This window comes from Neisseria sp. HMSC056A03 (genome assembly GCF_001815685.1).
In the GTDB taxonomy this organism is placed as follows: Bacteria; Pseudomonadota; Gammaproteobacteria; order Burkholderiales; family Neisseriaceae; genus Neisseria; species Neisseria subflava.
In genome coordinates this window covers 38,123-61,134 of sequence record NZ_KV821618.1, presented here as the reverse complement: position 1 = coordinate 61,134, position 23,012 = coordinate 38,123, and the positions used below count along the sequence as shown (strand labels likewise).

Below are 23,012 nucleotides of genomic sequence, written 5' to 3'. Positions count from 1 at the left end.
AGGCTTTTATGAGTGTCCAAGATTTGGGGGTCAGTTCACATATTTCAGACGGCCTTTCTTGTTTCAAGCAACTACATCAACTCGGCCTTTTGGCTTGATTTATTTGCCAGCTGACCCCAAGCTGAAATCTCCCTATCATTTTCAATCACATCTAATCTTAATAACTCAAAAGCTAACAGTTGTACTCTTGGTAATTAAAGTTAACTCTCCCTCAATATCTACAATCACTATCTGAAATCTTCTCTCTGAAGTAATGAGGTTCGCAAGGTAAATCCAAATATAGCAACCTACCTTCCTATGCAAATTTTCACATTAGTTTGCAAAATTTGTATAAAAACTGTATTACGTTATAATTGGTTTTATTCGAATACGTTATTTCATTCACCTGAAAACGAACAGATAAATGCAAATTAACTGGAGAATATCTATGAACAAATTACTCATCCTATGCTCAGCATTAGCGCTTTCTGCCTGTGTTGTACCACATCCTTATACTTCAACCGAATATCAAAAATATAAACAAAGTGATTTGAAAATACCAAATCAACCTTATCCTATACGTTTAGAAGGAGAGTTCGAGCGTAATGGTAAGTCTTTCCCCAAAGCAAATCCGGCTCTAACAAAAGCTGCCAAAATTGCACTAAACGGAACAAAGATTGTAACAGTAGATCCGCAAGCCCAAAACAGCCTAAAAATCCATGCCAACAATATCGCCAATATTGGTGGTGCAGTAGGTAACGGTATAAAAACAGGTCTGACTTTTGGATTAGCAGACAGTACAGTTCAGGATTACTATCAATTCTACTGTAGCTACTCAGATGGTAAAAAAGAATTAAACCGTTCCGAATTTAATCACGCTATTGTGACTACTTTTGGTTTAACCTCTACACCAAAAGAGCTGACTCCCCATAGCAATCTGGATCAGGCATTTATCTCTGTAACCAAAGATATTGTCGTTAATTGCTTAGGCGACTTGCAAAACAAAGGTTTCTTGTTACCAGAAGCAGCCAATACCAATGCGGGCAGCAACTGAAGTTTCTGAAGATGTTGCCAAAGCTGCCATGATGAAGCTGAATATGGCAACTCTAGGTCAATGTTCCAAAGCTCATCCCTAAAGCAATCCGTATTTGACACATAAAAAGGCCGTCTGAAAATCTTTCAGACGACCTGAGACCTTTGCAAAAAAGTCCTTCCCCAGACAGCCGAAACCTAAACACAGGTTTTCGGCGGTTTTTGTTTCAAATATCCAGAGACCTTTGCAAAATTCCCCAAAATCCCCTAAATTCCCACCAAGACATTTAGGGGATTTTGCAAAGGTCTCGGCCTTTTCCTTATTCAAATCCAATTCCTACTCTCTATTCCGCTCATTCCAAAAGTAACGCCATACGAAGCATGGAAAGGCAAAAATCAGGTAGAGGCAGACAACGGTCGCGTAAAACTCCCAATCTTGGGCATGCACGGCTCCGGCGCGTGATTCGAGAATATAGGCGAGGATCGCAGTAAGAAGGAAGCCTGCCAGCAATTCGATCAAGTGATGGCCGATGTGTTTGCGTTTCAGGACGATGATGCCGAAGAATTTGGTGGTAATAAATGGCGCGTTGGCAAAGATAAGTGCCAACAGCAAAAGAATGTACATGGATGCGGTCATGATGGTCTTTCTGTTTTCAGACGGCCTGTGTGTGATTTTAACATGTTAAATGGGCATTCTTGCCCATCATTATCCGTGGAATATTCAATCTCTTGATGATACCCGCCTGATGATTGTTCAAAGGCTTGAGGCCGTCTGAACTTTGGGGATACTTCATCCGAATGCGAATCCTAACAAAAACGGCGACTTTGGAACAGCCGCCGTTGGTTTTGTTTGAAGCTTACAGGGTATTTTCCAATGCTTTGGCACACCAGTCGATAACGGTTTGCGGCATGATACCCCAGAGGAGCAGCAGGAAGGCATTGACCGTCAGGACAAATTTGGCGGCATAGTTGCTGCCGACCGGCTGGTCATGATCAGGCGCATCGAAGTAGATGACTTTGACCACGCGCAGGTAGTAGAACGCGCCAATCAGGGACATGATGACGGCAAACACTGACAACCAAACATGGCCTTGTTTCAAGAGCGCCATAATCACGCCGAATTTGGCGTAGAAGCCCATCAGCGGCGGAATGCCTGCCATGGAGAACATAGACAGCAACATCAGGAAGGCAAACCATGCATGGCGTTGATTGAGGCCTGCGAGGTCTTTGATGTTTTCACACTCAATGTCTTTGGTAGATAATACCATCAAAACACCGAAGCTGACTGCCGCCATCACAGCATAGGTAATGGCGTAATACAAACCTGCGGTAAAGCCGACCGCGCCTGCCATAAACGCCAATAGGATAAAGCCCATGTGCGATACGGTGGAGTAAGCAAGCATACGCTTGATATTGGTTTGCATGATGGCGGCAAGGTTACCGACCACCAAAGAAGCAACGGCAAGAATGGCCAACATCGGCGCCCAGTCTGAATGTATGGTACCCATACCGGTAACAAGGATACGGAACGCAAAGACAACAGCGGCAATTTTCGGAGCCGTACCCACAAAGGCGGTAACAGAGGTCGGCGCGCCATCGTACACGTCGGGTACCCACATATGAAATGGAACCGCACCCAATTTAAATGCAATGGCGACCACAATAAACACCATACCCAATTTCAACAACCACTCATTGGCCTGTTCATTGAAAGCAGAAGCCAAGACGGAAGCAAAATCAAGAGAACCGGTGGCGCCGTAAACCATAGAAATACCATAGAGCAGCAAACCGGAGGCCAACGCGCCCAATACGAAGTATTTCAGCGCGGCCTCGGCAGAGCGGCCGGAGTCGCGGCGCAGGGCAATCATGGCGTACAGCGACAAAGACAACAATTCCAAACCGATATACGCAGTCAAGAAATGTGCAGAGCTGACCATGACGCTCATACCCAACAGAGCAAACAGCGACAGGGTATAAAACTCGCCTTTGAAGATTTGGCGGTCTTGGTTGTACGGTTTACTGTAAATAAACAGACCAAACGTCAGCGCATACAGCACCAGTTTTGCCAAACGGGACATGCCGTCTGCAATATACATACCATGAAAGGCATCGACACTGCCCTGCTCCCATACCGCCAATTGGGTGACGGCTACGACAATGACTATTCCCAAACTCATCAGATGGGTTAAATAGCGGTTTTTATCGCAAATCCACAAGTCTGCCAGCAATACGACACCCAATAGCGCAAGCAGCACGATTTCGGGCATGGCGGGCATTAAATTCAAATCAGACCAGTTCATTTACACACCTCAAATCTTGCTTTGTGCCACATGGGCAATCAAATCGTTTGCCGCTTGATGCACCACTTCGATAAACGCTTGCGGATACAGACCCATGCCCAAAACAGCAACCGCCAAAATTGCCAAAATCGCAAATTCACGGCAATTGATGTCTTGCATTTCGGCAACGTGCGGATTGTGGATCGCACCAAAAATAACGCGTTTGTACATCCACAGGGTATAAGATGCACCGTAAATCAAGGTCATGGCAGCCAACGCGCCTACCCAGAAATTCACCTTAACCGCACCCATAATCACCATAAACTCGCCCACGAAGCCGGAAGTCGCAGGCAGACCGGCATTGGCCATACCGAACAACATCATAAACGCCGCAAACTTAGGCATCACATTAACCACGCCGCCATAATCGGCAATATTGCGGGTATGCAGGCGGTCGTACATCACACCGATACACATAAACATCGCGGCAGACACGAAACCGTGGGAAATCATTTGAATGATTGCGCCTTTCAATGCCCAATCATTCAGTTGGCCGTTCACAAACAGGAACATGCCCAAAGTAACAAAACCCATATGGCTGATGGAAGAGTACGCCACCAGTTTTTTCATATCAGTTTGCACCAAAGCCACCATACCGATATAAATCACAGCAATCAGGCTCAATACGATGATTACAGGGGCAAAATAGCGTGCCGCATCCGGCATAATCGGCAGGATGAAGCGCAAGAAACCATATGCACCCAGTTTCAGCGTGATCGCCGCCAACACCATCGAACCACCGGTCGGCGCTTCAACGTGGGCATCCGGCAACCAAGTATGCACAGGGAACATCGGCACTTTTACAGCAAATGACAGGAAGAACGCCACAAACAAAAGCTGTTGTACGCCCAATGGAATCTGTTTGATGTTTTGGAAATCAACAATAGAGAAGCTGCCTGTTTGATAGTACAGGTAAACCATGGCAACCAACATCAAGAGCGAACCCATCAGCGTATAGAGGAACAGCTTGACCGACGCATAGACGCGGCGCGGGCCGCCCCATACACCGATAATCAGGTACAGCGGAATCAGCATACCCTCAAAGAACACATAAAACAGAATCGCATCCTGCGCGGCAAACGCACCGTTAATCAAACCCGACATCATCAGGAATGCCGCCATATACTGCGCCGGACGTTTCTGAATGACTTCCCAACCGGCCAATACCACCAACAGCGTAATAAACGCATTCAAGATGATAAAGAGCACTGAAATACCGTCCACACCCAATGCGTAGTTGATTTTCAGAAGCGGAATCCACTCGTGGAACTCGGTAAATTGATAGCCGCCGCTCAAACGGTCGAAACCAGTAAACAGGGGCAGCGTTACCAAAAAACCGGCAAGCGCACCCATGAAGGCAAGCACACGCGCCAGCGGAGCACGGCTGTCTTTACCGGTCGCCAAAACCAGCACACCTGCGGCGATGGGTATCCATATTGCCAAGCTGAGTAGGTAGTTGGAAAACATAGTGGTTAACCTGTGGTTAAAATAAAAATGTGTTTATGTGGATATTTCTTCGTTTCAGACGGCCTTGAGGTTTAAGGCCGTCTGAAACCTTATTCTTATCGGAACAATCCCCAGAAAGTCATGCCGAGCAGTACCAATACGCCGAATACCATAGCGGCGGCGTAGGTGTAGATAAAGCCGGTTTGGGCTTTACGCACTTGCGCGGCAATCGCGCCGACCAGTTTGGCAGAGCCGTTGACGATGCCGTTGTCGATAATGGCGGTATCGCCGACTTTCCAGAAGAAGTTGCCCAATGCGCGTGTGCCTTTGGCGAAAACGTTGAAATACAGGGCGTCAAGGTAGTATTTGTTTTCAAACAAAACGTAAATCGGACGGAACGTCTGTGCAATTTTCGCAGGCAGGTGCGGCAGTTTGACGTACAGGAGCCATGCGCTCAAGACACCTGCAATAGCAAGGTAGAGTACAGGAGAATGCAGGCTGTGTGACACCATTGCCAATGCGCCGTGGAACTCTTCCTTCATGATGTGCATGGTCGGATGCGCGTCGGCATTGACGAAAATCACGTCTTTGAAGAAATCGCCGTAGAGCATGGGTTCGATGGCGATGTAGCCGATGATGACGGACGGAATGGCAAGCAGAATCAGCGGCAGGGTAACGACCAGCGAGCTTTCGTGCGGATTGTCGTTTTTGCCCAAGCCGTGATGTTCTTCGCTATGATGATCATCATGATGCTCCGGCAGGCTGCGCCATTTTTCTTCGCCGTGGAACACCATAAAGTATTGGCGGAACGCGTAGAACGCGGTAACAAACACGCTGGCAAGGACGGCAAAATAAGCAAAGCCGCTACCCGGCAGGGTGCTGTATTTCGCCGCTTCGATAATCGAATCTTTGGAATAGAAGCCGGAGAAGAACGGCGTACCAATCAGCGACAAGTTACCGATCAACATGGTCAGCCAAGTAATTGGCATATATTTTTTCAGGTTACCCATGTGGCGCATGTCTTGGTCGTGGTGCATACCGATAATCGCGCTACCTGCGGCCAAGAACAACAAGGCTTTAAAGAAAGCGTGGGTCATCACATGGAACATCGCCACGGAATAGGCAGAGGCGCCCAGAGCCACAGTCATATAGCCCAGTTGAGACAAGGTAGAATACGCAACCACACGTTTGATGTCGTTTTGAATCACGCCCAAGAAGCCCATAAACAGGGCGGTAATCGCACCGATTACCATGATGACAGACAACGCAGTGCTGCTCATCTCATAAATCGGCGACATACGCGATACCATGAACAGACCGGCGGTAACCATGGTTGCGGCGTGAATCAATGCAGAAATCGGGGTCGGGCCTTCCATCGAATCAGGCAGCCAGACGTGTAGTGGGAATTGTGCCGATTTACCCATTGCACCGACAAACAGGAGTAAACAGGTTACGGTAATCAAAGACCATTCCACACCGGGGAACAGTTGGATGGTGGCCGTCTGAACATTAGGCAGATAAGCGAATACATCTTGGTAGCGCAAACTGCCGCCGAAATAGGCAAGTACCAAGCCGATACCGAGCAAAAAGCCGAAGTCGCCGACGCGGTTGATCAAAAAGGCTTTCAGGTTGGCAAAAATCGCGCTCGGACGTTTGAAATAGAAACCGATCAAGAGATACGACACCAAGCCCACAGCTTCCCAACCGAAGAAGAGCTGGACGAAGTTGTTGCTCATAATCAGCATCAACATGCTGAATGTAAACAAAGAAATATAGCTGAAGAAGCGTTGGTAGCCGACTTTTTCATCGTGCATATAGCCGATGGTGTAGATATGCACCATCAACGACACGCCCGTTACCACGACCATCATCATCGCCGTCATCGTATCGACCAAGAAGCCGACGGAGAAATCCAAGCCGCCCATTGTCAGCCAGGTATAGACGTTTTCGTCGAACTTAGCGCGGCTGCCGTCAATAAAGCCCCACAGCACATAAGCCGACAGCACGGCGGACACCGCCACGCCGAGTATCGTCACGGTATGCGCGCCGGCACGACCGATTTTGTTGCCGAACAAACCCGCAATCAACGATCCTGCCAACGGAACAAGGGCAATTATCAAATATAAAGTCATATCGTTCATGATTACCCTTTCAACTCATCCAAATCGGCAACGTTGATTGTTTGTCGGTTGCGGTACACCAATACCATAATCGCCAGACCGATGGCGGATTCGGCAGCGGCGACGGTCAGTACGAAAAATACAAAAATCTGTCCGGCGGTATCGCCCAGATGCTGCGAGAAGGCGATAAAGTTGAAGTTTACCGCCAAAAGCATCAGCTCAATCGACATCAGCAAGACCAGCACGTTTTTGCGGTTCATAAAGATGCCCATCGCGCTGATACCGAACAGGAGCGCGCCCAATACCAGATAATGCGTCAAGGTAATCATGCTTTGCCCTCCTCTTTCGGCTTGAGGTCGTCTGAAACTTCGCTTTCTTCGGCAGATTCGGTTTGCGGTTTCACGGCTTCCATTTTCACCAAGCGCATACGGCCTTGGTCGGCGCGCACTTTAACTTGGTCGGCAGGATCCATGCGTTTCGGATTGGTGGTTTTGCGGTGAACCAGCGCAATCGCGGCCACCATGCCCAACAGCAGCAATACCGCCGCCAATTCAAACGGCAACAGGTAGTCGGTATAAATACGGCTGCCCAAATCACGGATATTGTTGTAATCCGCAGGAATGTCTTTCATCAAACCAAATGCGGCCAGGTCAGTTTTCGGGTTGACCAGAATCAGGATCAGGGCAACCGCCAACAATGTGCCGACCACACCGGCAACAGGCGCGTGCCGCCAGAAACCGGCGCGCATTTCTTCAATGTCGATGTTCAACATCATCACAACAAACAGGAACAACACCATCACGGCGCCGACATATACAACCACCAGCGTCACGCCCAAAAACTCTGCCTGCATCAGCATCCAAATCATCGCGCTCACGCAGAAGGTCAGCACCAGATGCAAAGCGGCATGTACGGGGTTTTTAGCGGTAACGGTACGAACCGCACCGTACAAAACGATGGCGGCAAGAATATAGAACAGAATCGCGGAAAAAGTCATTCATCTGCTCCTTAACGATACGGCGCGTCAGCGGCTTTGCGTTTGGCGATTTCAGTTTCGTATTTATCGCCAATGGCCAAAAGAATCGGCTTGGTCATGTGCAAGTCGCCTTTTTTCTCGCCGTGGTATTCAAAAATATGGGTTTCCACAATCGCATCGGTCGGGCAGGCCTCTTCGCAGAAACCGCAGAAGATGCACTTGGTCAGGTCGATGTCGTAACGCTTGGTGCGGCGGGTGCCGTCTTCGCGTTCTTCCGATTCGATGTTAATCGCCATTGCCGGACAAACTGCCTCGCACAATTTACACGCAATACAGCGCTCTTCGCCGTTCGGATAGCGGCGTTGGGCGTGTAGGCCGCGGAAACGCACGGATTGCGGCGTTTTCTCTTCGGGGAAGTAAATCGTGTCTTTGCGGGCGAAGAAGTTTTTGAGCGTTACGCCCATGCCTTTCACCAATTCGCCCAGCAGGAAGGTTTTTACTAAATTAGCCATTTTCGGATGCTCTTTTCGGATTGTTCTGTTTACAGGCCGTCTGAAAGCGGTTTTTTAACCTGCCGCGCCCACCATTTCTAAAAACTCTGCTTCGGTCAGCTTCGGGGTATCGTTGGCCAAGTCGTAATACGGAGCTTTGCAATCGATAAAGATTTGCGAAGTGGTTTCAAAGCCCGCGTTGTCGGCAAACAGCCCGGCGTTGATGTAATAATCGTTGCCAACTTTCACAAACAGATGTGTGCCGCAGTGTTTGCAAAAACAGCGTTGCGCCCATTCGGACGACTGATAATGCGTAATGTGTTCGCTGCCTGTAATTTCAGGCGACTGGGCGGCCAAAGTAAAAGACGCGCCGCCGCCCCATACGCGGCATTTTCCGCAATGGCAGGCGTGGAGTTCGCGGTTTTCGGCGGTTTCCAGTGATACTGCGCCACACAGGCATTGAGCTTTCATTAGGTTCTCTCGGTTTGAAACGGTTAAAAATTTGGGTTATAGGCTACCTGAAAACTTTCAGACGGCCTCCCTGCCCTATTTCCACAAATTCAGCGGTGAAATCATCCACACGCCCAAAATCACGATGTAGGCGAAGCCGATCGGAATCAGCACTTTCCAGCCCAAACGCATGATTTGGTCGTAACGGTAGCGTGGGAAGGTTGCACGGATCCACAGGTACCAGTACAGAACCGCCGCCATTTTTACGAACATCCAGAATGCGGAAGGCGTACCGATAAAGCCCCAACTTTGCGGGAACGGAGACAACCAGCCGCCGAGGAACATCAGCGATGTCAGCGCGGCAATCAGAATCATGAAAATGTATTCGGCGAGGAAGAACAGTGCGAATGCGAAGCCAGAGTATTCAACGTGGTGGCCGGCAACGATTTCAGATTCACCCTCTGCCACGTCAAACGGCGCGCGGTTGGTTTCGGCAACGGCGGAAATCAGATAGACGATGAAGATGGGGAAGAGCGGCAGCCAGTTCCAAGAGAATACCGAACCGCCGGCAATACCTTTAGCCTGCGCGGCAACGATATCGGAGAAGTTCATGCTGCCCGATACCATCACGACGCACACTAGCGCGGCACTCATGGCAATCTCGTAGGAAATGCTTTGTGCGGAAGCACGCATTGCGCCCAAGAACGAATATTTAGAGTTGGAAGCCCAGCCCGCGATGATCACGCCGTAAACCGACAGCGAGGTAATCATCAGGATGTACAAAAGGCCGATATTGATATTGGTCAGCACCCATTCTTCGTTGAACGGAATCACTGCCCACGCCGCAAAAGACGGAGCAAGCGACATAATCGGGCCGATATAGAACAGGGCTTTGTTTGACAGCTTCGGACGGGTTACCTCTTTAAACAAAAGTTTGAACACGTCGGCAAACGGCTGAATCAGGCCCCACGGGCCGGTTACGTTCGGGCCGACACGAAGCTGCATAAAGCCGATGACTTTACGTTCGAAATACGTCAGGTAGGCAACGGTCAGAATCAGCGGAATCAGGATAATCACGATTTTGACGATGACGGATACCACCAAGCCTACGGTGATACCCAAATCGCCCAGACCGAGCGTTGCGGCAAAGAGGTTTTGGAACCATTCTTGCATGATCAAGCTCCCGCCAGTTCAATAGTGTCCATCAACGCACCCAGCGCGGCATTTTCGGTATGCAGCGGCAGATGCACCACGTTTTCAGGCAAACCGGCATCGGCTTTGACAGCAACCGATACGCTTGCGCCGTTTTGTTTGGCGACAGCGGTTTGTCCGTCTTGCAGGCCCAAGCGTGCCAATGTGTTCGGATTTACACGCGCGGCAGGCACAGCGGCATGGCTGGTTTCTTGCAACGGTGCGGAACGACGCACGATAGAATCGGTGTGATAAATACCGACGCCGCCGACACGGACGAGGCGGTCTGAGGCCGTCTGAACGCCCTCCCCTGCCCATGTGCTGCGGTTGTCCAGTTTGGACGGCAGGCTTTCCGCATCCAGCGCATCTTTCAGAATCGCGGCGGTATCGTGGTATTCAAAACCTTGCAGGTCAAACAGGTTGCCCAATACGCGCAACACTTTCCACAGCGGACGCGAATCGCCGAAGCCTTGTACCACGCCGTGGAAAGATTGCAGACGGCCTTCCATATTGATGAAGCTGCCCGAGGTTTCGGTAAACGGCGCAATCGGCAACAATACGTCGCACACGTCCAGCAGCGTTTCGCTGACAAACGGCGTAAACGCCATCACGCTTTTCGCCTGTTTCAACGCGGCCACGGCTTTTGCACCGTCAACAGTATCGATTTCAGGCTCGACATTAAGCAACAAGACTGCCTGTTTCGGCGCGTTTGCCATTTCGGCAACGCTCTCGCCCGAGTTCACGCCCAAGACATCCGCACCAACGCTGTTGGCGGCTTGCGGCAAAATGCCCAGCACTGCGCCGGTCGCGTCAGCCAGCTCTTGAGCGGCGGTATAAATGGCGGCGTAATCAGGATGGTTTTGCACTTCCGCGCCCAAAATCACCGCTGCTTTTTCAGCATTTTTCAGGCTGGCGGTAACGGCGTGTTCCGCATTGGCAGACAGTTTTTTCAGACGGCCTGCCCACTCGTCGGGATGTGCGGCTTCTTGGGACAGAAGCGGCATAAACAATTCTTCTTTACTGCTAGCCAATACGCTCAAGGCCATACGGTCTTTGACGGCGCGGCGCAGGCGGGCGGTCAGGAGCGGCTGTTCTTTGCGCAAGTTCGCGCCGACTACCAATACGGCATCGTTGTCAGCCAAAGATTCAATGCTTTGTCCCAACCATTGCGCACCTTTAAGGCCGTCTGAAAGACGTTTGTCTTGTTGGCGCAGGCGGGTTGCAAAGTTTTTAACACCCAAGCCGTCGGCGAGTTTTTTGGCCAGATACAGCTCTTCAACCGTATTCATCGGATTGGCCCAAATGCCGACTTGGTTTTGGTTGCCGTCTTTGGCGATACATTCAAGCGCGCTGCGGACATATTCCAACGCGGTTTTCCAATCCACGTCCATCCACTCGCCGCCCTGTTTGATTTTCGGGTTTTTCAGACGACTTTCGTGATACAGACCTTCGTAGGCAAAACGGTCGCGGTCGGACAGCCAGCATTCGTTGATGGCTTCGTTTTCCAACGGCAACACGCGGCGGACAGTATGGTCTTTGGTCTGCACAATCAGGTTGCTGCCCAAAGCATCATGGGCGGAAACGGATTTGCGGCGGTTCAATTCCCAAGTACGCGCGTTGAAGCGGAACGGTTTGCTGGTCAATGCGCCGACAGGACACAAATCAATGACGTTGCCTGACAATTCGGTTTCCACTGCTTTGCCGATAAAAGGCATGATCTCGGAATGTTCGCCGCGGTTGGCCATGGCGATTTCTTGCACGCCGGCGATTTCTTCAGTGAAACGAACGCAACGGGTACAGTGGATACAACGGCTCATTTCCTCGGCGGAAACCAAAGGACCCATGTCCTTGCCGACGACAGAACGTTTTTCTTCGGTATAACGGCTGGTGGTTTTGCCGTAGCCCACCGCCAAATCCTGCAACTGGCATTCGCCGCCTTGGTCGCAGGTCGGACAGTCGAGCGGATGGTTGATGAGTAGGAACTCCATCACACCTTCCTGCGCCTCGCGGGCTTTTGCCGAATGCGTGCGCACAATCATGCCGTCCGTTACCGGCGTAGCGCAGGCGGGCAGCGGTTTGGGGGCTTTTTCCACGTCCACCAGACACATACGGCAGTTGGCGGCGATGGAGAGCTTTTTGTGGTAACAGAAATGCGGAATATAAGTACCAAGCTTGTGCGCGGCCTCAATCACCGTCGCGCCCTGCTCCACAGATACCTGTTTGCCGTCGATTTCGATTTGTAACATGGTTCGTTCCTAGTTACGGGTATTTAATAAATAATTCTTTTAGAGGCCGTCTGAAAACTTAGCACCACTTATTCGGTTTCATCGGTCCGCCGTGTTCGATGTAATGCACAAACTCATCACGGAAATGCTTGGTAAAGCTGCGGACAGGGAAAACAGCGGCATCGGCAAGGGCGCAGATGGTGCGGCCTGCCATTTGGTTACCGACAGAATCCAGCAGATCCAAGTCTTCCATGCGGCCTTTGCCTTCTACGATGCGGTGGACGATGCGGTAAAGCCAGCCCGTGCCTTCTCGGCAAGGCGTACATTGACCGCAAGACTCGTCGTAGTAGAAGTAGCTCAAACGCTCAAGGGCTTTCACCATGCACACGTCTTCGTCCATCACGATAATCGCGCCGGAACCGAGCATGGAGCCGGCTTTGGAAATCGAGTCGTAGTCCATATTTGTCTGCATCATGATGTCGGCAGGCAATACGGGCGCGGACGAACCGCCGGGGATAACGGCTTTGAGTTTTTTGCCGCCGCGCATACCGCCCGCCATTTTCAGGATTTCGGCAAACGGCGTGCCTAACGGCACTTCATAGTTGCCCGGACGCTCAACATGGCCGGAGATGCAGAACAGTTTGGTACCGCCGGCATTCGGAATGCCTTTGTCGGCAAACGTCTGACCGCCGTCGCGGACGATAAACGGTACGGAAGCAAAGGTTTCGGTATTGTTGATGGTGGTCGGTTTGCCGTACAGGCCGAACGAGGCGGGGAACGGCGGTTTGAAGCGCGGCTGGCCTTTTTTGCCTTCCAGCGATTCGAGCAATGCGGTTTCTTCGCCGCAAATGTATGCACCATAGCCATGGTGGGCGAAGAGTTCGAATTCGAAGTCCGAACCTAAAATATTCTTACCCAAAAAACCTGCGGCACGCGCCTGCTCTAAAGCGACCTCAAAGCGTTGATAACCTTCGAAAATTTCGCCATGAATGTAGTTGTAGCCCGCTTTTGCGCCCATCGCGTAACCGGCGATAATCATGCCTTCAATCAGGGCATGGGGGTTGAACATGATGATGTCGCGGTCTTTAAACGTACCCGGCTCGCCTTCGTCGGTGTTGCAGACGACGTATTTTTCGCCGGGGAAAGAACGGGGCATAAAGCTCCATTTCAAGCCGGTCGGGAAGCCCGCACCGCCGCGCCCGCGCAATCCGGAAGTTTTGACTTCGTCAATCACATCGGTTTGCGAGATGTTTTCGGACAGGATTCTACGCAGCGCGCTGTAACCGCCGCGTTTGACGTATTCGTCCAATGTCCAGCAATCGGGATTGGCGGTATCCACTTGGTCAAAAATCACGCCTGATTGGTAAATAGCCATTTTTGGTGTGCCTGTTTGTTTTCGTATAGGTTGCAGCCGTTGTTTTCAGACGGCCTAATATACCTTTGTATATCGACTCTATGCCGTCTAAATATGTTGATTCACTAAAGTTGATATTTCAGACGACCTTGTATTTCGTTTTCATGGTTATAGACCTAGTCTACTTTGCTGAAATTATCACCATCCACCGCATTTATCTTCACATGGAATCCCATCACTATCACCATCCATTTTGGTATCAGAACAATTCTGTAAAAACCATTTGGCCTCTTCGCATGACACCATCTGAGAACAATATTGCCTGCCATCACAACGATATTTATTACTATTGCTTTTTTTAGCTTGTATCGTAGCTGGATCATTAAGCTCTATTGGTGCATTAGTTTGTTTAGGGACTAATTTTGCTACGGCGAATTGATATATCTGATAACCAATTAACCCGAAAAGTACCAACCCTACCAATTTCGTCAATATGGAAGACGACATATCTAAGGCAAAAAATGATTTTTTCTTTACCCTCGAATGATGGTTATGATTCCGCTTAAAATCTCTTGCCTCACGATTTAAGTAACGAATCTGTTTAGCAACATTTTTTCCTTTTCCGTTAGAAGATACTTCAAAGCCAACTGCCTCATTAATTTCAGGACGAGGGCTTCTTTGGGAAAAGTCAGAAATATGGCAGAAAATTTCTTGTTTACTACCATCTATCCGTATAAAACCATAACCTTTTTCATCATCCCACTTAACAATTATCCCTTTCATTAACCGCTTCCCTTTTTATTGTTACTTTTAAATCACAATTTAAAATTTTGGAATAACTAGTAAGTTTGATTACAAACCTAATATGTTCAGACGATCTATTCTAATTCTGCTAATTTTTTCTCAATCGCCTCTTCAGTCATAAAGCTGCACATGCTGTGGTTGTTGACCAGCATAACCGGGGCGTCGCCGCATGCGCCCATGCATTCGCCTTCGACAAGGGTAAATTTGCCGTCGGGCGTGGTTTCCCCGTAGCCGATACCGAGTTTTTGTTTGAGGTATTCGCCAGTAGCCATACCGCCGCGCAGGGCGCAGGGCAGGTTGGTACAAACGGTCAGTTTGTATTTGCCGACAGGCTCAAGGTCGTACATATTGTAGAAAGTAGCGACTTCGTAGGCTTGTGCAGGCGAGATGCCGATATAGTCTGCGACAAAGGCGATGGTCTCGGGAGCAAGCCAGCCTTTTTCGGTTTGGGCGATACGCAATGCGCCCATAATGGCGGAGCGGCGTTGGTCGGCAGGATATTTTGCCAACTCAATGTCGATTTGTTTTAAAGATTCTGCGGATAACATTATCGGTCAACCTCCCCGAATACGATGTCCTGCGTACCGATGATGGCAACGACGTCGGCCAGCATGTGGCCTTTTGCCATTTCGTCCATACCTTGCAGGTGGGCGAAGCCGGGTGCGCGGATTTTCAGGCGGTAGGGTTTGTTTGCGCCGTCTGAAATGATGTAAACGCCGAACTCGCCTTTCGGATGTTCGACAGCGGTATAGGTCTCGCCCTCAGGAACGTGCATACCCTCGGTAAAGAGTTTGAAATGGTGAATCAGGTCTTCCATACCTGTTTTCATTTCGGTACGTTTGGGCGGAGCGAATTTGTGGTTGGTGGTAATGACCGGACCCGGATTGACACGCAACCACTCGGAGCATTGTTTGATGATGCGTACGGATTGACGCATTTCTTCCATACGGCAGAGGTAACGGTCGTAACAGTCGCCGTTGACGCCGACGGGAATGTCGAAATCCATTTTATCGTACACTTCGTAAGGCTGTGTCTTACGCACGTCCCATTCCACGCCTGAACCGCGCAACATAACGCCGGTAAAGCCTTTTTGCATGGCGCGCTCAGGAGTAACAACGCCGATGCCGACGGTACGCTGTTTCCAAATACGGTTGTCGGTCAGGAGGGTTTCAAGTGTGTCGATGTTTTTCGGGAAACGTTCGCAGAAAGCGTCGATAAAGTCGAGCATGGTGCCTTCGCGGGATTCGTTGAGCTGCTTCAATACTTTGGCGTTGCGGAATTTGCTGCTCTCGTATTTGGGCATGAAGTCGGGCAGGTCGCGGTAAACGCCGCCGGGACGGAAGTAGGCTGCGTGCATACGCGCGCCGGACACGGCTTCGTACAAGTCCATCAGCTCTTCGCGGTCGCGGAAGGCGTAGAGGATGGCGGTCATCGCGCCGATGTCGAATGCGTGCGAACCAATGCCCATCAAGTGGTTGAGGATGCGCGTTACTTCGGCGAACATCACGCGGATGTATTGGGCGCGGATAGGTACATCGATACCGGCGAGTTTTTCTACTGCCAAACAATACGCCTGCTCGTTGACCATCATGGAAACGTAGTCCAGCCTGTCCATATAAGGCAGGGCTTGCAGGTAAGTTTTGGTTTCCGCCAGTTTTTCGGTGCCTCGGTGCAGGAGGCCGATATGCGGGTCGGCACGGACGATTTGTTCGCCGTCCAACTCCAAAATCATACGCAATACGCCGTGCGCCGCAGGGTGTTGCGGGCCGAAGTTGATGGTGTAGTTTCTTAATTTATTGGCCACCGTAGTTCTCCTCACGGACGATACGCGGCGTGATCTCGCGCGGCTCAATGGTAACAGGTTGGTAAATCACGCGTTTTTGCTCTTCGTCGTAACGCATTTCCACATAGCCGGAAATCGGGAAGTCTTTACGGAACGGATGTCCGACAAAGCCGTAATCGGTCAGGATGCGGCGCAAGTCCGGATGGTTGTTGAACATGATGCCGTACAAATCGAAGGCTTCGCGCTCGTACCAATCCGCGCTGTTGTAAATATCGACTACGGATTCAACTACGGGGAAGTCGTCGTCTGAAACCCAGACGCGTACGCGGATGCGTTGATTGTTTTTAACGGAAAGCAACTGACTGACGACGGCAAAGCGTTTACCCTGCCATACTTCGTTTTTGTAAGTGCTGTAATCGACACCGCACAAGTCGACCAGAAGCTCGAAATGCAACTCTTCATGGTCGCGTAATGCGGTCATGACTGAAATATAGTGTTCGGGCAGACACTCGACGGTAATCTCGCCCAAAGCTGAAATGACTTTGCTTGCCTGATCGCCAAGCACGCCGACGACAGTCTCGTATAAGTTTTGAATGCTTGCCATATCGTCCTCTCCTTACTCGTCACGCGCGATGGTGGAAGTGCGCTTGATTTTTTGTTGGAGCTGAATCAGGCCGTAAATCAGAGCTTCCGCAGTCGGCGGACAACCCGGCACATAAACGTCTACCGGCACGACACGGTCGGCACCGCGCACAACGGAATAAGAATAGTGATAATAGCCGCCGCCGTTGGCACACGAGCCCATAGACAATACCCAGCGCGGCTCGGCGAGCTGGTCGTATACGCGGCGCAGCGCAGGCGCCATTTTGTTGGTCAACGTACCTGCCACAATCATCAGGTCGGCCTGACGGGGCGACGGACGGAAAATAATGCCGAAACGGTCAAGGTCGTAACGCGCCATACCCGCGTGCATCATTTCCACGGCACAGCAGGCCAAGCCGAAAGTAACCGGCCACAATGAACCGGTACGCATATAGTTCAACACCGTATCCGCGCTGGTGGTGATGAAACCTTTTTTCAAAACGCCTTCTATTCCCATTCCAGCGCACCTTTTTTCCATTCGTAAATAAAGCCTACCGTCAGAACGACGATAAACACCAGCATAGACCAGAAGCCGTATGCGCCCAAATCTTTGAACACGACAGCCCACGGCAACATGAACGCGACCTCCAAATCAAACAGGATGAAGAGGATGGCGACGAGGTAATAGCGCACGTCGAACTTCATCCTTGCGTTTTCAAAGGCTTCAAAACCGCATTCATAAGCCGCGTCTTTTTCGGCATAGTGACGTTTCGGGCCTAAAATTGTGCCGAGCAGGATAAACAGCACACCGGCTGCGAGGCCGACGAGGATGAATACGAGGACGGGAAAGTAACTGGCCAACATGGTCGTACCTAACTGGTTGACAGACAAATCTTAAAAATAGATTACCATTCTATCGAATTTCAAAAGCCATTTAAAGGTAAATATCAGCAAATCAGTAAAAAAACACTAATAAATTCAATAAAGTTATGAGAACAATTCTTATTCTTATTTAATATTTCCCAATTTTAATTTCAATTTAATCATGTATCATTTAATTCGGGTTTTCCACCTGTCCGATTTACTTCAAAAATCTGGAAAACCGCCCTTTTCCAAACCTCAATAAAAACATCAGGCCGTCTGAAAACTGATTATTTTCAGACGGCCTATATTTACATCACATTATTTTAAATAGAAAAATTAATCGACACCTTTGAGCATGCGGTTCAATACCGGGGCGAGTACCAGCAGGATACCGCAGGTTACTGCGCCGATGGTGGCCAGCATCCAGTAGAAATCCAATGGCGACTGAGCATTGTAGTAGTCTTTAAACAACACTCCGCCCAAGGTAAAGCCGATAGACAATGCCAAAAAATTCAACGCAACCATTTGTGTTTTAAACATGCTCGGTGCGATTTTGGTGGAAAACGACAGCGAAATCGGCGACAGCATCAACTCGCCTATCGTAATCGCCAGCAACACCAACATAAACACGATAATCGGCATCGGGGTTCCAGATGAAATATACGGAATGAAACACAAATAAGAGACGCCGGTTACCAACATGGCCAGCGCAAACTTCAACGGCGTTTTAGGTTGGCGTTTGCCCATTTTCGTCCACACCGCCGCCATCACGCCGGAGAAGAGAACCACCCACATGGCCTGTATCGAGTCTTTCCATGAAACAGGCACGGTAAAGCCGAAGAAAGTACGGTCGACCGTTTCGTCGAAATAAACCGTTGCAACGGTGTACACTTGAAACCAAACCGCCCAGAACATACAAATGGTCAAAAACAACGGAATATAGGCCATGATGTAACGTTTATTGGCTGCCTCAACCTGGCTGCTGCCCAGCAGGCGTGCAAAATAAGCGATAACGGTGATAATGACCACGCCCAAAAGCCAGCGTGAAAAGTTTTCAAGATTGAGCGCGCCGGAAGCAATCACGCTGCCCAACACCAAAACCAGCAACACGCCGACAGCTATTGCAGTCTGTACCTTTTCAGGGCGCAACGGATTGGGAGCCGGCGTATGCGGCAGGTCTTTGCGGCCACGTGAATACCACAGCAGGCCAAATGCCATACCGACGGCCGCCGCGCCAAAGCCATAATGAAAACCCATGCGGTCTTGCAAAATACCGGTCAACAAAGGGCCTAAGAAACCGCCGATATTGATGGAAATATAGAAAATGGAGAAACCGGCATCGCGTAATTCGCGCAGGTCGTCCCGTTCATACAAAGAGCCGACCATCGAACCGGCAGACGATTTCACGCCGCCGCTGCCCAGCGCGATACACACCAAGCCCAGCAGCAATCCCATCAAGCCCGGCACAATCGCCAATAAAATATGGCCGGTCATCACGACGATACCGGCGATAAACAGGGTACGTTCCGCGCCCCAAATGCGGTCGGCCAACCATGCGCCGAGAATAGTAGACAGGTAAACGCTGCCGCCGTATGCGCCAACAATACCGCCGGCCAAAGCCTTATCCATACCCAAGCCGCCTTGATTCGCGGCGTAATACAGATAAATCAACAGGATGCCCTGCATACCGTAGAAGGAAAAACGTTCCCACAGCTCAATATGGAATAGGGTGGATAATTGCAAAGGATGGCCGAAGAAGGTTTTCTCGGCAGAAGACGGCTTTTGACCGGACATTATGAGTTCTCCTATATATTAGACAGACTTAGGCTTCAGACGGCCTGTTATACCTACCAATCATTTTTATGGAAACCATATATTACCGTTAATCTTTGCATTTGCAAAACATTAAAAAGTATATTTTTACAAAAAGATTAATATTCTCATTTAAAAAGAACTCAATAGCTACATAACAAGCATATCGCGGTCATCTCCGTCATGCCCTACATATTCAAAAACCCATTAATTTTTAGATTTTCTATACTGTATTTTTCATTTGGCCGAAAACGGATATATTTACTGCGTTCAGCATTCCTTTTAGGCTGATAAGACTTTAGAGTAGTTTCAGGCTGCCTGAAAACTATGTGATACAAATAACAGATAAAATAAAGCCCTACTTAAAAAAGTAGGGCTTAAAGAAATTGTTTATTTTTTGCCCCCACCAGATTTTCCGCTACCTGACGGGGGATTGTTACCACGTCCGCCGCCTGACGGATTACCTGTTTTGCTTGGCCAGTTTGGGTTACTGTTGCCTGTCTGATTATTTGCCATTATTGCTCCATTCTATACTCAAGTTTTCAGATACACGGACTTTTATTTCCGTTTCTATATTTTATAGATTTAGATTTTTTTTTCAATTTAATTTTTTCAGTAGTCGTAGGTATAGTTACTAACAAACAGGCCGTCTGAAATCTTTCAGACGGCCTGTTTGTCTCTTACGGTTTACACACCTTGTTTCAGGCTGGCTTCGATGAAGCCGTCCAAGTCGCCGTCCAATACGGCTTTGGTGTTGCCGACTTCGTAGCCTGTGCGCAAGTCTTTGATGCGTGAGGAATCCAAAACGTATGAGCGGATTTGGCTGCCCCAACCCACATCGGATTTACCTTCTTCCAACGCCTGTTTCTCTTCGTTGCGTTTGCGCATTTCCAATTCGTACAGTTTGGATTTCAACATTTCCATCGCAGCGGCTTTGTTGGCGTGTTGCGAACGGTCGTTTTGACATTGCACCACAATCCCTGTCGGCTCGTGGGTAATACGCACGGCGGAGTCAGTTTTGTTGATGTGCTGACCGCCCGCACCGGATGCACGGTAAGTGTCGATACGCAAATCGGCGGGGTTGATTTCGATTTCGATGGAATCGTCGATTTCGGGGTACACGAACACGGATGAGAACGACGTATGGCGTTTGTTGTTGGAGTCAAACGGCGAGTAGCGAACCAAGCGGTGAACGCCGGTTTCGGTACGCAGCAGGCCGTAGGCGTATTCGCCTTCCACGCGGATGGTAGCGCGGTTAATGCCTGCGATTTCGCCGTCGTCTTCTTCAAGGATTTCGATTTTGAAGCCTTTGCGCTCGGCGTAACGGCTGTACATGCGGAACAGCATGCCCGCCCAGTCTTCCGCTTCGGTACCGCCTGCGCCTGCGGTGATGTCGATAAAGCAGTTGTTCGGGTCGGCAGGCTGGTTGAACATTCGTTTGAATTCGAGGTCGGCCATTTGTTTTTCCAAACCGGCCACATCTTCCTGCACGGCGGCGAAACCTTCTTCGTCGTTTTCTTCGACGGCCATTTCAATCAGCATTCGGTTGTCTTCGATACCTGTGGCGATGTTGTCGAGGGTCACCACGATGCCTTCGAGGATTTTTCGCTCTTTGCCGATTTCTTGGGCGCGTTTGGGGTCGTTCCAGAGTTCCGGGTCTTCGGAGAGGCCGACGACTTCTTCAAGGCGGTCTTTTTTGCCTTGGTAGTCCATATAGACGCGGATGTCTTCGCTGCGCTTCTCCAAGTCGTTTAGGGTGTTGTTAAGCTGGTTGATTACTTCGGCTTCCATGATTCTTGTGTTCTTTCAAAATTTTAGGGGCGTATTGTAAGGGATTTGCCTGTTTTTTTCCATGACCGGGCCGTCTGAAAATGTGCGGTTCGGGTTTTCAGACGGCCTCGGTTTTGAATTTTTCCATCCAAAGCCGCCAGTCGTTGTCTATCGGCGCTTGTACGGTCATTCGGCTGCCGTCTTCTATGCTTTGAAAACTGAGGCTTCGCGCGTGCAACATCAGGCGTTGCGTGCCGATATGTTCGGCAACGGCATGGTTTTGGCGCAAATCGCCGTAGTTGGTGTCGCCGACGATGGGATGAAAAATGTGTTTCATATGGCGGCGGAGTTGGTGTTTGCGTCCGGTGTAGGGCGTGAGTTCGGCCCACGAATAACGAGAGGTCGGGTAACGCAGGGCGGATTGGAACGGCAACTCGGTTTGTGCCAGACAGCGGTAGGAGGTTTGCGCTTCCTGCAAAGTCGCTTCGGTCTGCGCTTCGGCAATTTTGTCGGGCATATATTTGAGGGCGTAATCAATCAGGCCGTCTGAAGGCAGATGACCGCGAACAATCGCCCAATAAGTTTTTTCGATGGTTTTATTTTCAAACTGCTGCGTCAATAACCGTGCAGCTTCCGTATCGAGGGCAAACAGCAAGACACCGGAAGTCGGACGGTCGAGGCGGTGGACGGGATAAACGTGCTGCCCGATTTGATCGCGCAGGGTCTGCACGGCAAAACGGGTTTCGTGTTTGTCTAACCAGCTTCGGTGCACCAGCATTCCGGCAGGTTTGTTGACGGCGATGGTGCGGCTGTCGCGGTGGATAATATCAAGCATGGCAAAGCTGTAAAAATAAAAGCAGATATTGTAACGGGCTTTTGAAAATGTGGCAGGCACACTTGCCACCGAAACCCAACTTTCAGACGGCCCGCCCCTTTCGGGTTACAATACTGCACATAAAAACACGAAGGAAAAGCCGTGAGCCTGCTCAAAAAACTGCCCCAACCCATGCTGCCCGACGAACCCCGCCGCGATATTCAGGCGCGCGAGTCGTATCATGTATTGAAAATTATTTCCGAATTTGTCGAAGCCGGCGAAGAATTGCGCGCCATTCAGCCAGCCGTCAGCATTTACGGCAGTGCGCGTACGCCTGAAGATCATCCCGACTACGAGTTCACATTACGCTTGGCGCGCAAACTGTCGGATGCCGGATTTTCCGTCATTTCCGGCGGCGGACCGGGCATTATGGAAGCGGCCAACAAAGGCGCGTTTGCAGGCGCAAGTCCGGCGGTGGGGCTGAATATCGTGTTGCCGCACGAGCAAAAAGCCAATCCGTATCAGGATTTATCGATTAAATTCCAACACTTCTTCCCGCGCAAAGTCATGTTCGTCAAACACGCCGTGGCGTATGTCGTCATGCCCGGCGGTTTCGGCACGTTGGACGAATTGTTTGAAAGCCTGACCTTGGTGCAAACCGGCAAAACGCCCGACCGCCCGATTATCTTAGTGGGCAAAGCATTTTGGGCAGGTTTATTGGACTGGATACGCGAGCAGTTGTTGGGCAGAAACCTGATTTTGGAAGAGGATTTGAACCTGATCCGCGTTATCGACGACGAAGACGAGATTATCGAAGAAATCTTCGCCCATTACGAAAACCGCTTGGAAGACTTGTCCGAACACCAAAATGCTTGGTCGCTGGGGCTGTAAAAAACTAAGGCTTCAACTAAAAAAGGGCGGTTATCCCACCTGCCCTTTGCTTCATTAATAAAGGCCGTCTGAAAATGTTTTCAGACGGC

The 23,012-nt window shown here is 50.0% G+C and carries 23 protein-coding genes; 2 read left to right on the top strand and 21 right to left on the bottom strand.

All coding sequences use genetic code 11. From position 1 onward, the window contains the following. Positions 1 to 427 precede the first annotated feature (427 nt). Positions 428 to 1,033 carry a hypothetical protein gene (locus HMPREF3052_RS04105; protein WP_283126951.1) on the top strand — a complete coding sequence of 202 codons (606 nt, stop codon included), beginning with the start codon at positions 428 to 430 and terminating at the stop codon, positions 1,031 to 1,033. 78 nt (positions 1,034 to 1,111) lie between these two features. On the opposite strand, the gene HMPREF3052_RS11760 is transcribed toward HMPREF3052_RS04105, so the two are convergent. The 21 genes from HMPREF3052_RS11760 to truC form a co-directional block, all read right to left on the bottom strand. Next, positions 1,112 to 1,339 carry a hypothetical protein gene (locus HMPREF3052_RS11760; protein WP_168165940.1) on the bottom strand — a complete coding sequence of 76 codons (228 nt, stop codon included), beginning with the start codon at positions 1,337 to 1,339 and terminating at the stop codon, positions 1,112 to 1,114. A gap of 9 nt (positions 1,340 to 1,348) precedes the next feature. Then, positions 1,349 to 1,648, bottom strand: a complete 300-nt coding sequence (locus HMPREF3052_RS04095; RefSeq protein WP_070748701.1) for a DUF2818 family protein — start codon at positions 1,646 to 1,648, stop codon at positions 1,349 to 1,351. Positions 1,649 to 1,868: 220 nt separating this feature from the next. Next, complete coding sequence (nuoN, locus tag HMPREF3052_RS04090) at positions 1,869 to 3,311, bottom strand: NADH-quinone oxidoreductase subunit NuoN (protein ID WP_070748699.1); 1,443 nt, start codon at positions 3,309 to 3,311, stop codon at positions 1,869 to 1,871. Between the two features lie 9 nt (positions 3,312 to 3,320). Further along, positions 3,321 to 4,817 carry an NADH-quinone oxidoreductase subunit M gene (locus HMPREF3052_RS04085; RefSeq protein WP_070748697.1) on the bottom strand — a complete coding sequence of 499 codons (1,497 nt, stop codon included), beginning with the start codon at positions 4,815 to 4,817 and terminating at the stop codon, positions 3,321 to 3,323. Positions 4,818 to 4,912: 95 nt separating this feature from the next. Next, a complete protein-coding gene (nuoL, locus tag HMPREF3052_RS04080; protein ID WP_070748695.1) occupies positions 4,913 to 6,937 on the bottom strand; it encodes an NADH-quinone oxidoreductase subunit L in 2,025 nt (674 codons plus the stop codon). Positions 6,938 to 6,939: 2 nt separating this feature from the next. Continuing rightward, positions 6,940 to 7,245 carry an NADH-quinone oxidoreductase subunit NuoK gene (nuoK, locus tag HMPREF3052_RS04075; RefSeq protein ID WP_002215628.1) on the bottom strand — a complete coding sequence of 102 codons (306 nt, stop codon included), beginning with the start codon at positions 7,243 to 7,245 and terminating at the stop codon, positions 6,940 to 6,942. Continuing rightward, positions 7,242 to 7,913, bottom strand: a complete 672-nt coding sequence (locus HMPREF3052_RS04070; RefSeq protein WP_070748693.1) for an NADH-quinone oxidoreductase subunit J — start codon at positions 7,911 to 7,913, stop codon at positions 7,242 to 7,244. Before HMPREF3052_RS04070 ends, nuoK begins: the two co-directional genes overlap by 4 nt. A gap of 11 nt (positions 7,914 to 7,924) precedes the next feature. Next, a complete protein-coding gene (nuoI, locus tag HMPREF3052_RS04065; RefSeq protein ID WP_070748691.1) occupies positions 7,925 to 8,404 on the bottom strand; it encodes an NADH-quinone oxidoreductase subunit NuoI in 480 nt (159 codons plus the stop codon). Between the two features lie 54 nt (positions 8,405 to 8,458). Beyond that, positions 8,459 to 8,854: a GFA family protein gene (locus tag HMPREF3052_RS04060; protein WP_070748689.1), complete on the bottom strand. Its 396-nt coding sequence runs from the start codon at positions 8,852 to 8,854 to the stop codon at positions 8,459 to 8,461. Between the two features lie 75 nt (positions 8,855 to 8,929). Next, complete coding sequence (gene nuoH / locus HMPREF3052_RS04055) at positions 8,930 to 10,006, bottom strand: NADH-quinone oxidoreductase subunit NuoH (RefSeq protein WP_002216340.1); 1,077 nt, start codon at positions 10,004 to 10,006, stop codon at positions 8,930 to 8,932. A gap of 2 nt (positions 10,007 to 10,008) precedes the next feature. Continuing rightward, entirely contained in the window at positions 10,009 to 12,270 is a 2,262-nt protein-coding gene (gene nuoG, locus HMPREF3052_RS04050; RefSeq protein ID WP_070748687.1) for an NADH-quinone oxidoreductase subunit NuoG, read from the bottom strand. A gap of 58 nt (positions 12,271 to 12,328) precedes the next feature. Continuing rightward, the gene (gene nuoF / locus HMPREF3052_RS04045) at positions 12,329 to 13,624 is read right to left on the bottom strand and encodes an NADH-quinone oxidoreductase subunit NuoF (protein WP_070748685.1); all 1,296 of its coding nucleotides are present in this window, start codon (positions 13,622 to 13,624) and stop codon (positions 12,329 to 12,331) included. A gap of 177 nt (positions 13,625 to 13,801) precedes the next feature. Next, positions 13,802 to 14,386, bottom strand: coding sequence for a cold shock domain-containing protein (locus tag HMPREF3052_RS04040; protein WP_070748683.1), 585 nt, complete (start codon positions 14,384 to 14,386; stop codon positions 13,802 to 13,804). 95 nt (positions 14,387 to 14,481) lie between these two features. Further along, positions 14,482 to 14,955, bottom strand: a complete 474-nt coding sequence (gene nuoE, locus HMPREF3052_RS04035; RefSeq protein WP_004467713.1) for an NADH-quinone oxidoreductase subunit NuoE — start codon at positions 14,953 to 14,955, stop codon at positions 14,482 to 14,484. Beyond that, positions 14,955 to 16,211: an NADH dehydrogenase (quinone) subunit D gene (gene nuoD, locus HMPREF3052_RS04030; RefSeq protein WP_003686526.1), complete on the bottom strand. Its 1,257-nt coding sequence runs from the start codon at positions 16,209 to 16,211 to the stop codon at positions 14,955 to 14,957. The genes nuoE and nuoD overlap by 1 nt, the downstream gene beginning before the upstream one ends. Continuing rightward, on the bottom strand, positions 16,201 to 16,794 hold the full coding sequence (locus tag HMPREF3052_RS04025) for an NADH-quinone oxidoreductase subunit C (protein WP_070748681.1): 594 nt from the start codon (positions 16,792 to 16,794) through the stop codon (positions 16,201 to 16,203). Before HMPREF3052_RS04025 ends, nuoD begins: the two co-directional genes overlap by 11 nt. A 12-nt stretch (positions 16,795 to 16,806) precedes the next feature. Then, positions 16,807 to 17,289, bottom strand: a complete 483-nt coding sequence (locus HMPREF3052_RS04020) for a NuoB/complex I 20 kDa subunit family protein (protein ID WP_002215610.1) — start codon at positions 17,287 to 17,289, stop codon at positions 16,807 to 16,809. Beyond that, positions 17,280 to 17,636, bottom strand: a complete 357-nt coding sequence (locus HMPREF3052_RS04015) for an NADH-quinone oxidoreductase subunit A (RefSeq protein WP_003686600.1) — start codon at positions 17,634 to 17,636, stop codon at positions 17,280 to 17,282. Before HMPREF3052_RS04015 ends, HMPREF3052_RS04020 begins: the two co-directional genes overlap by 10 nt. Positions 17,637 to 17,972: 336 nt before the next feature. Next, on the bottom strand, positions 17,973 to 19,430 hold the full coding sequence (locus HMPREF3052_RS04010; RefSeq protein WP_070748679.1) for an oligopeptide:H+ symporter: 1,458 nt from the start codon (positions 19,428 to 19,430) through the stop codon (positions 17,973 to 17,975). A 705-nt stretch (positions 19,431 to 20,135) separates the two neighbouring features. Continuing rightward, positions 20,136 to 21,239, bottom strand: coding sequence for a peptide chain release factor 2 (gene prfB, locus HMPREF3052_RS04005; protein ID WP_003681666.1), 1,104 nt, complete (start codon positions 21,237 to 21,239; stop codon positions 20,136 to 20,138). Positions 21,240 to 21,336: 97 nt separating this feature from the next. Continuing rightward, a complete protein-coding gene (gene truC, locus HMPREF3052_RS04000; protein ID WP_070748708.1) occupies positions 21,337 to 22,053 on the bottom strand; it encodes a tRNA pseudouridine(65) synthase TruC in 717 nt (238 codons plus the stop codon). Positions 22,054 to 22,194: 141 nt separating this feature from the next. Here truC and HMPREF3052_RS03995 point away from each other — a divergent pair, with 141 nt between their 5' ends. Next, the gene (locus tag HMPREF3052_RS03995) at positions 22,195 to 22,923 is read left to right on the top strand and encodes an LOG family protein (protein ID WP_070748677.1); all 729 of its coding nucleotides are present in this window, start codon (positions 22,195 to 22,197) and stop codon (positions 22,921 to 22,923) included. The last annotated feature ends 89 nt before the right edge of the window (positions 22,924 to 23,012 follow it).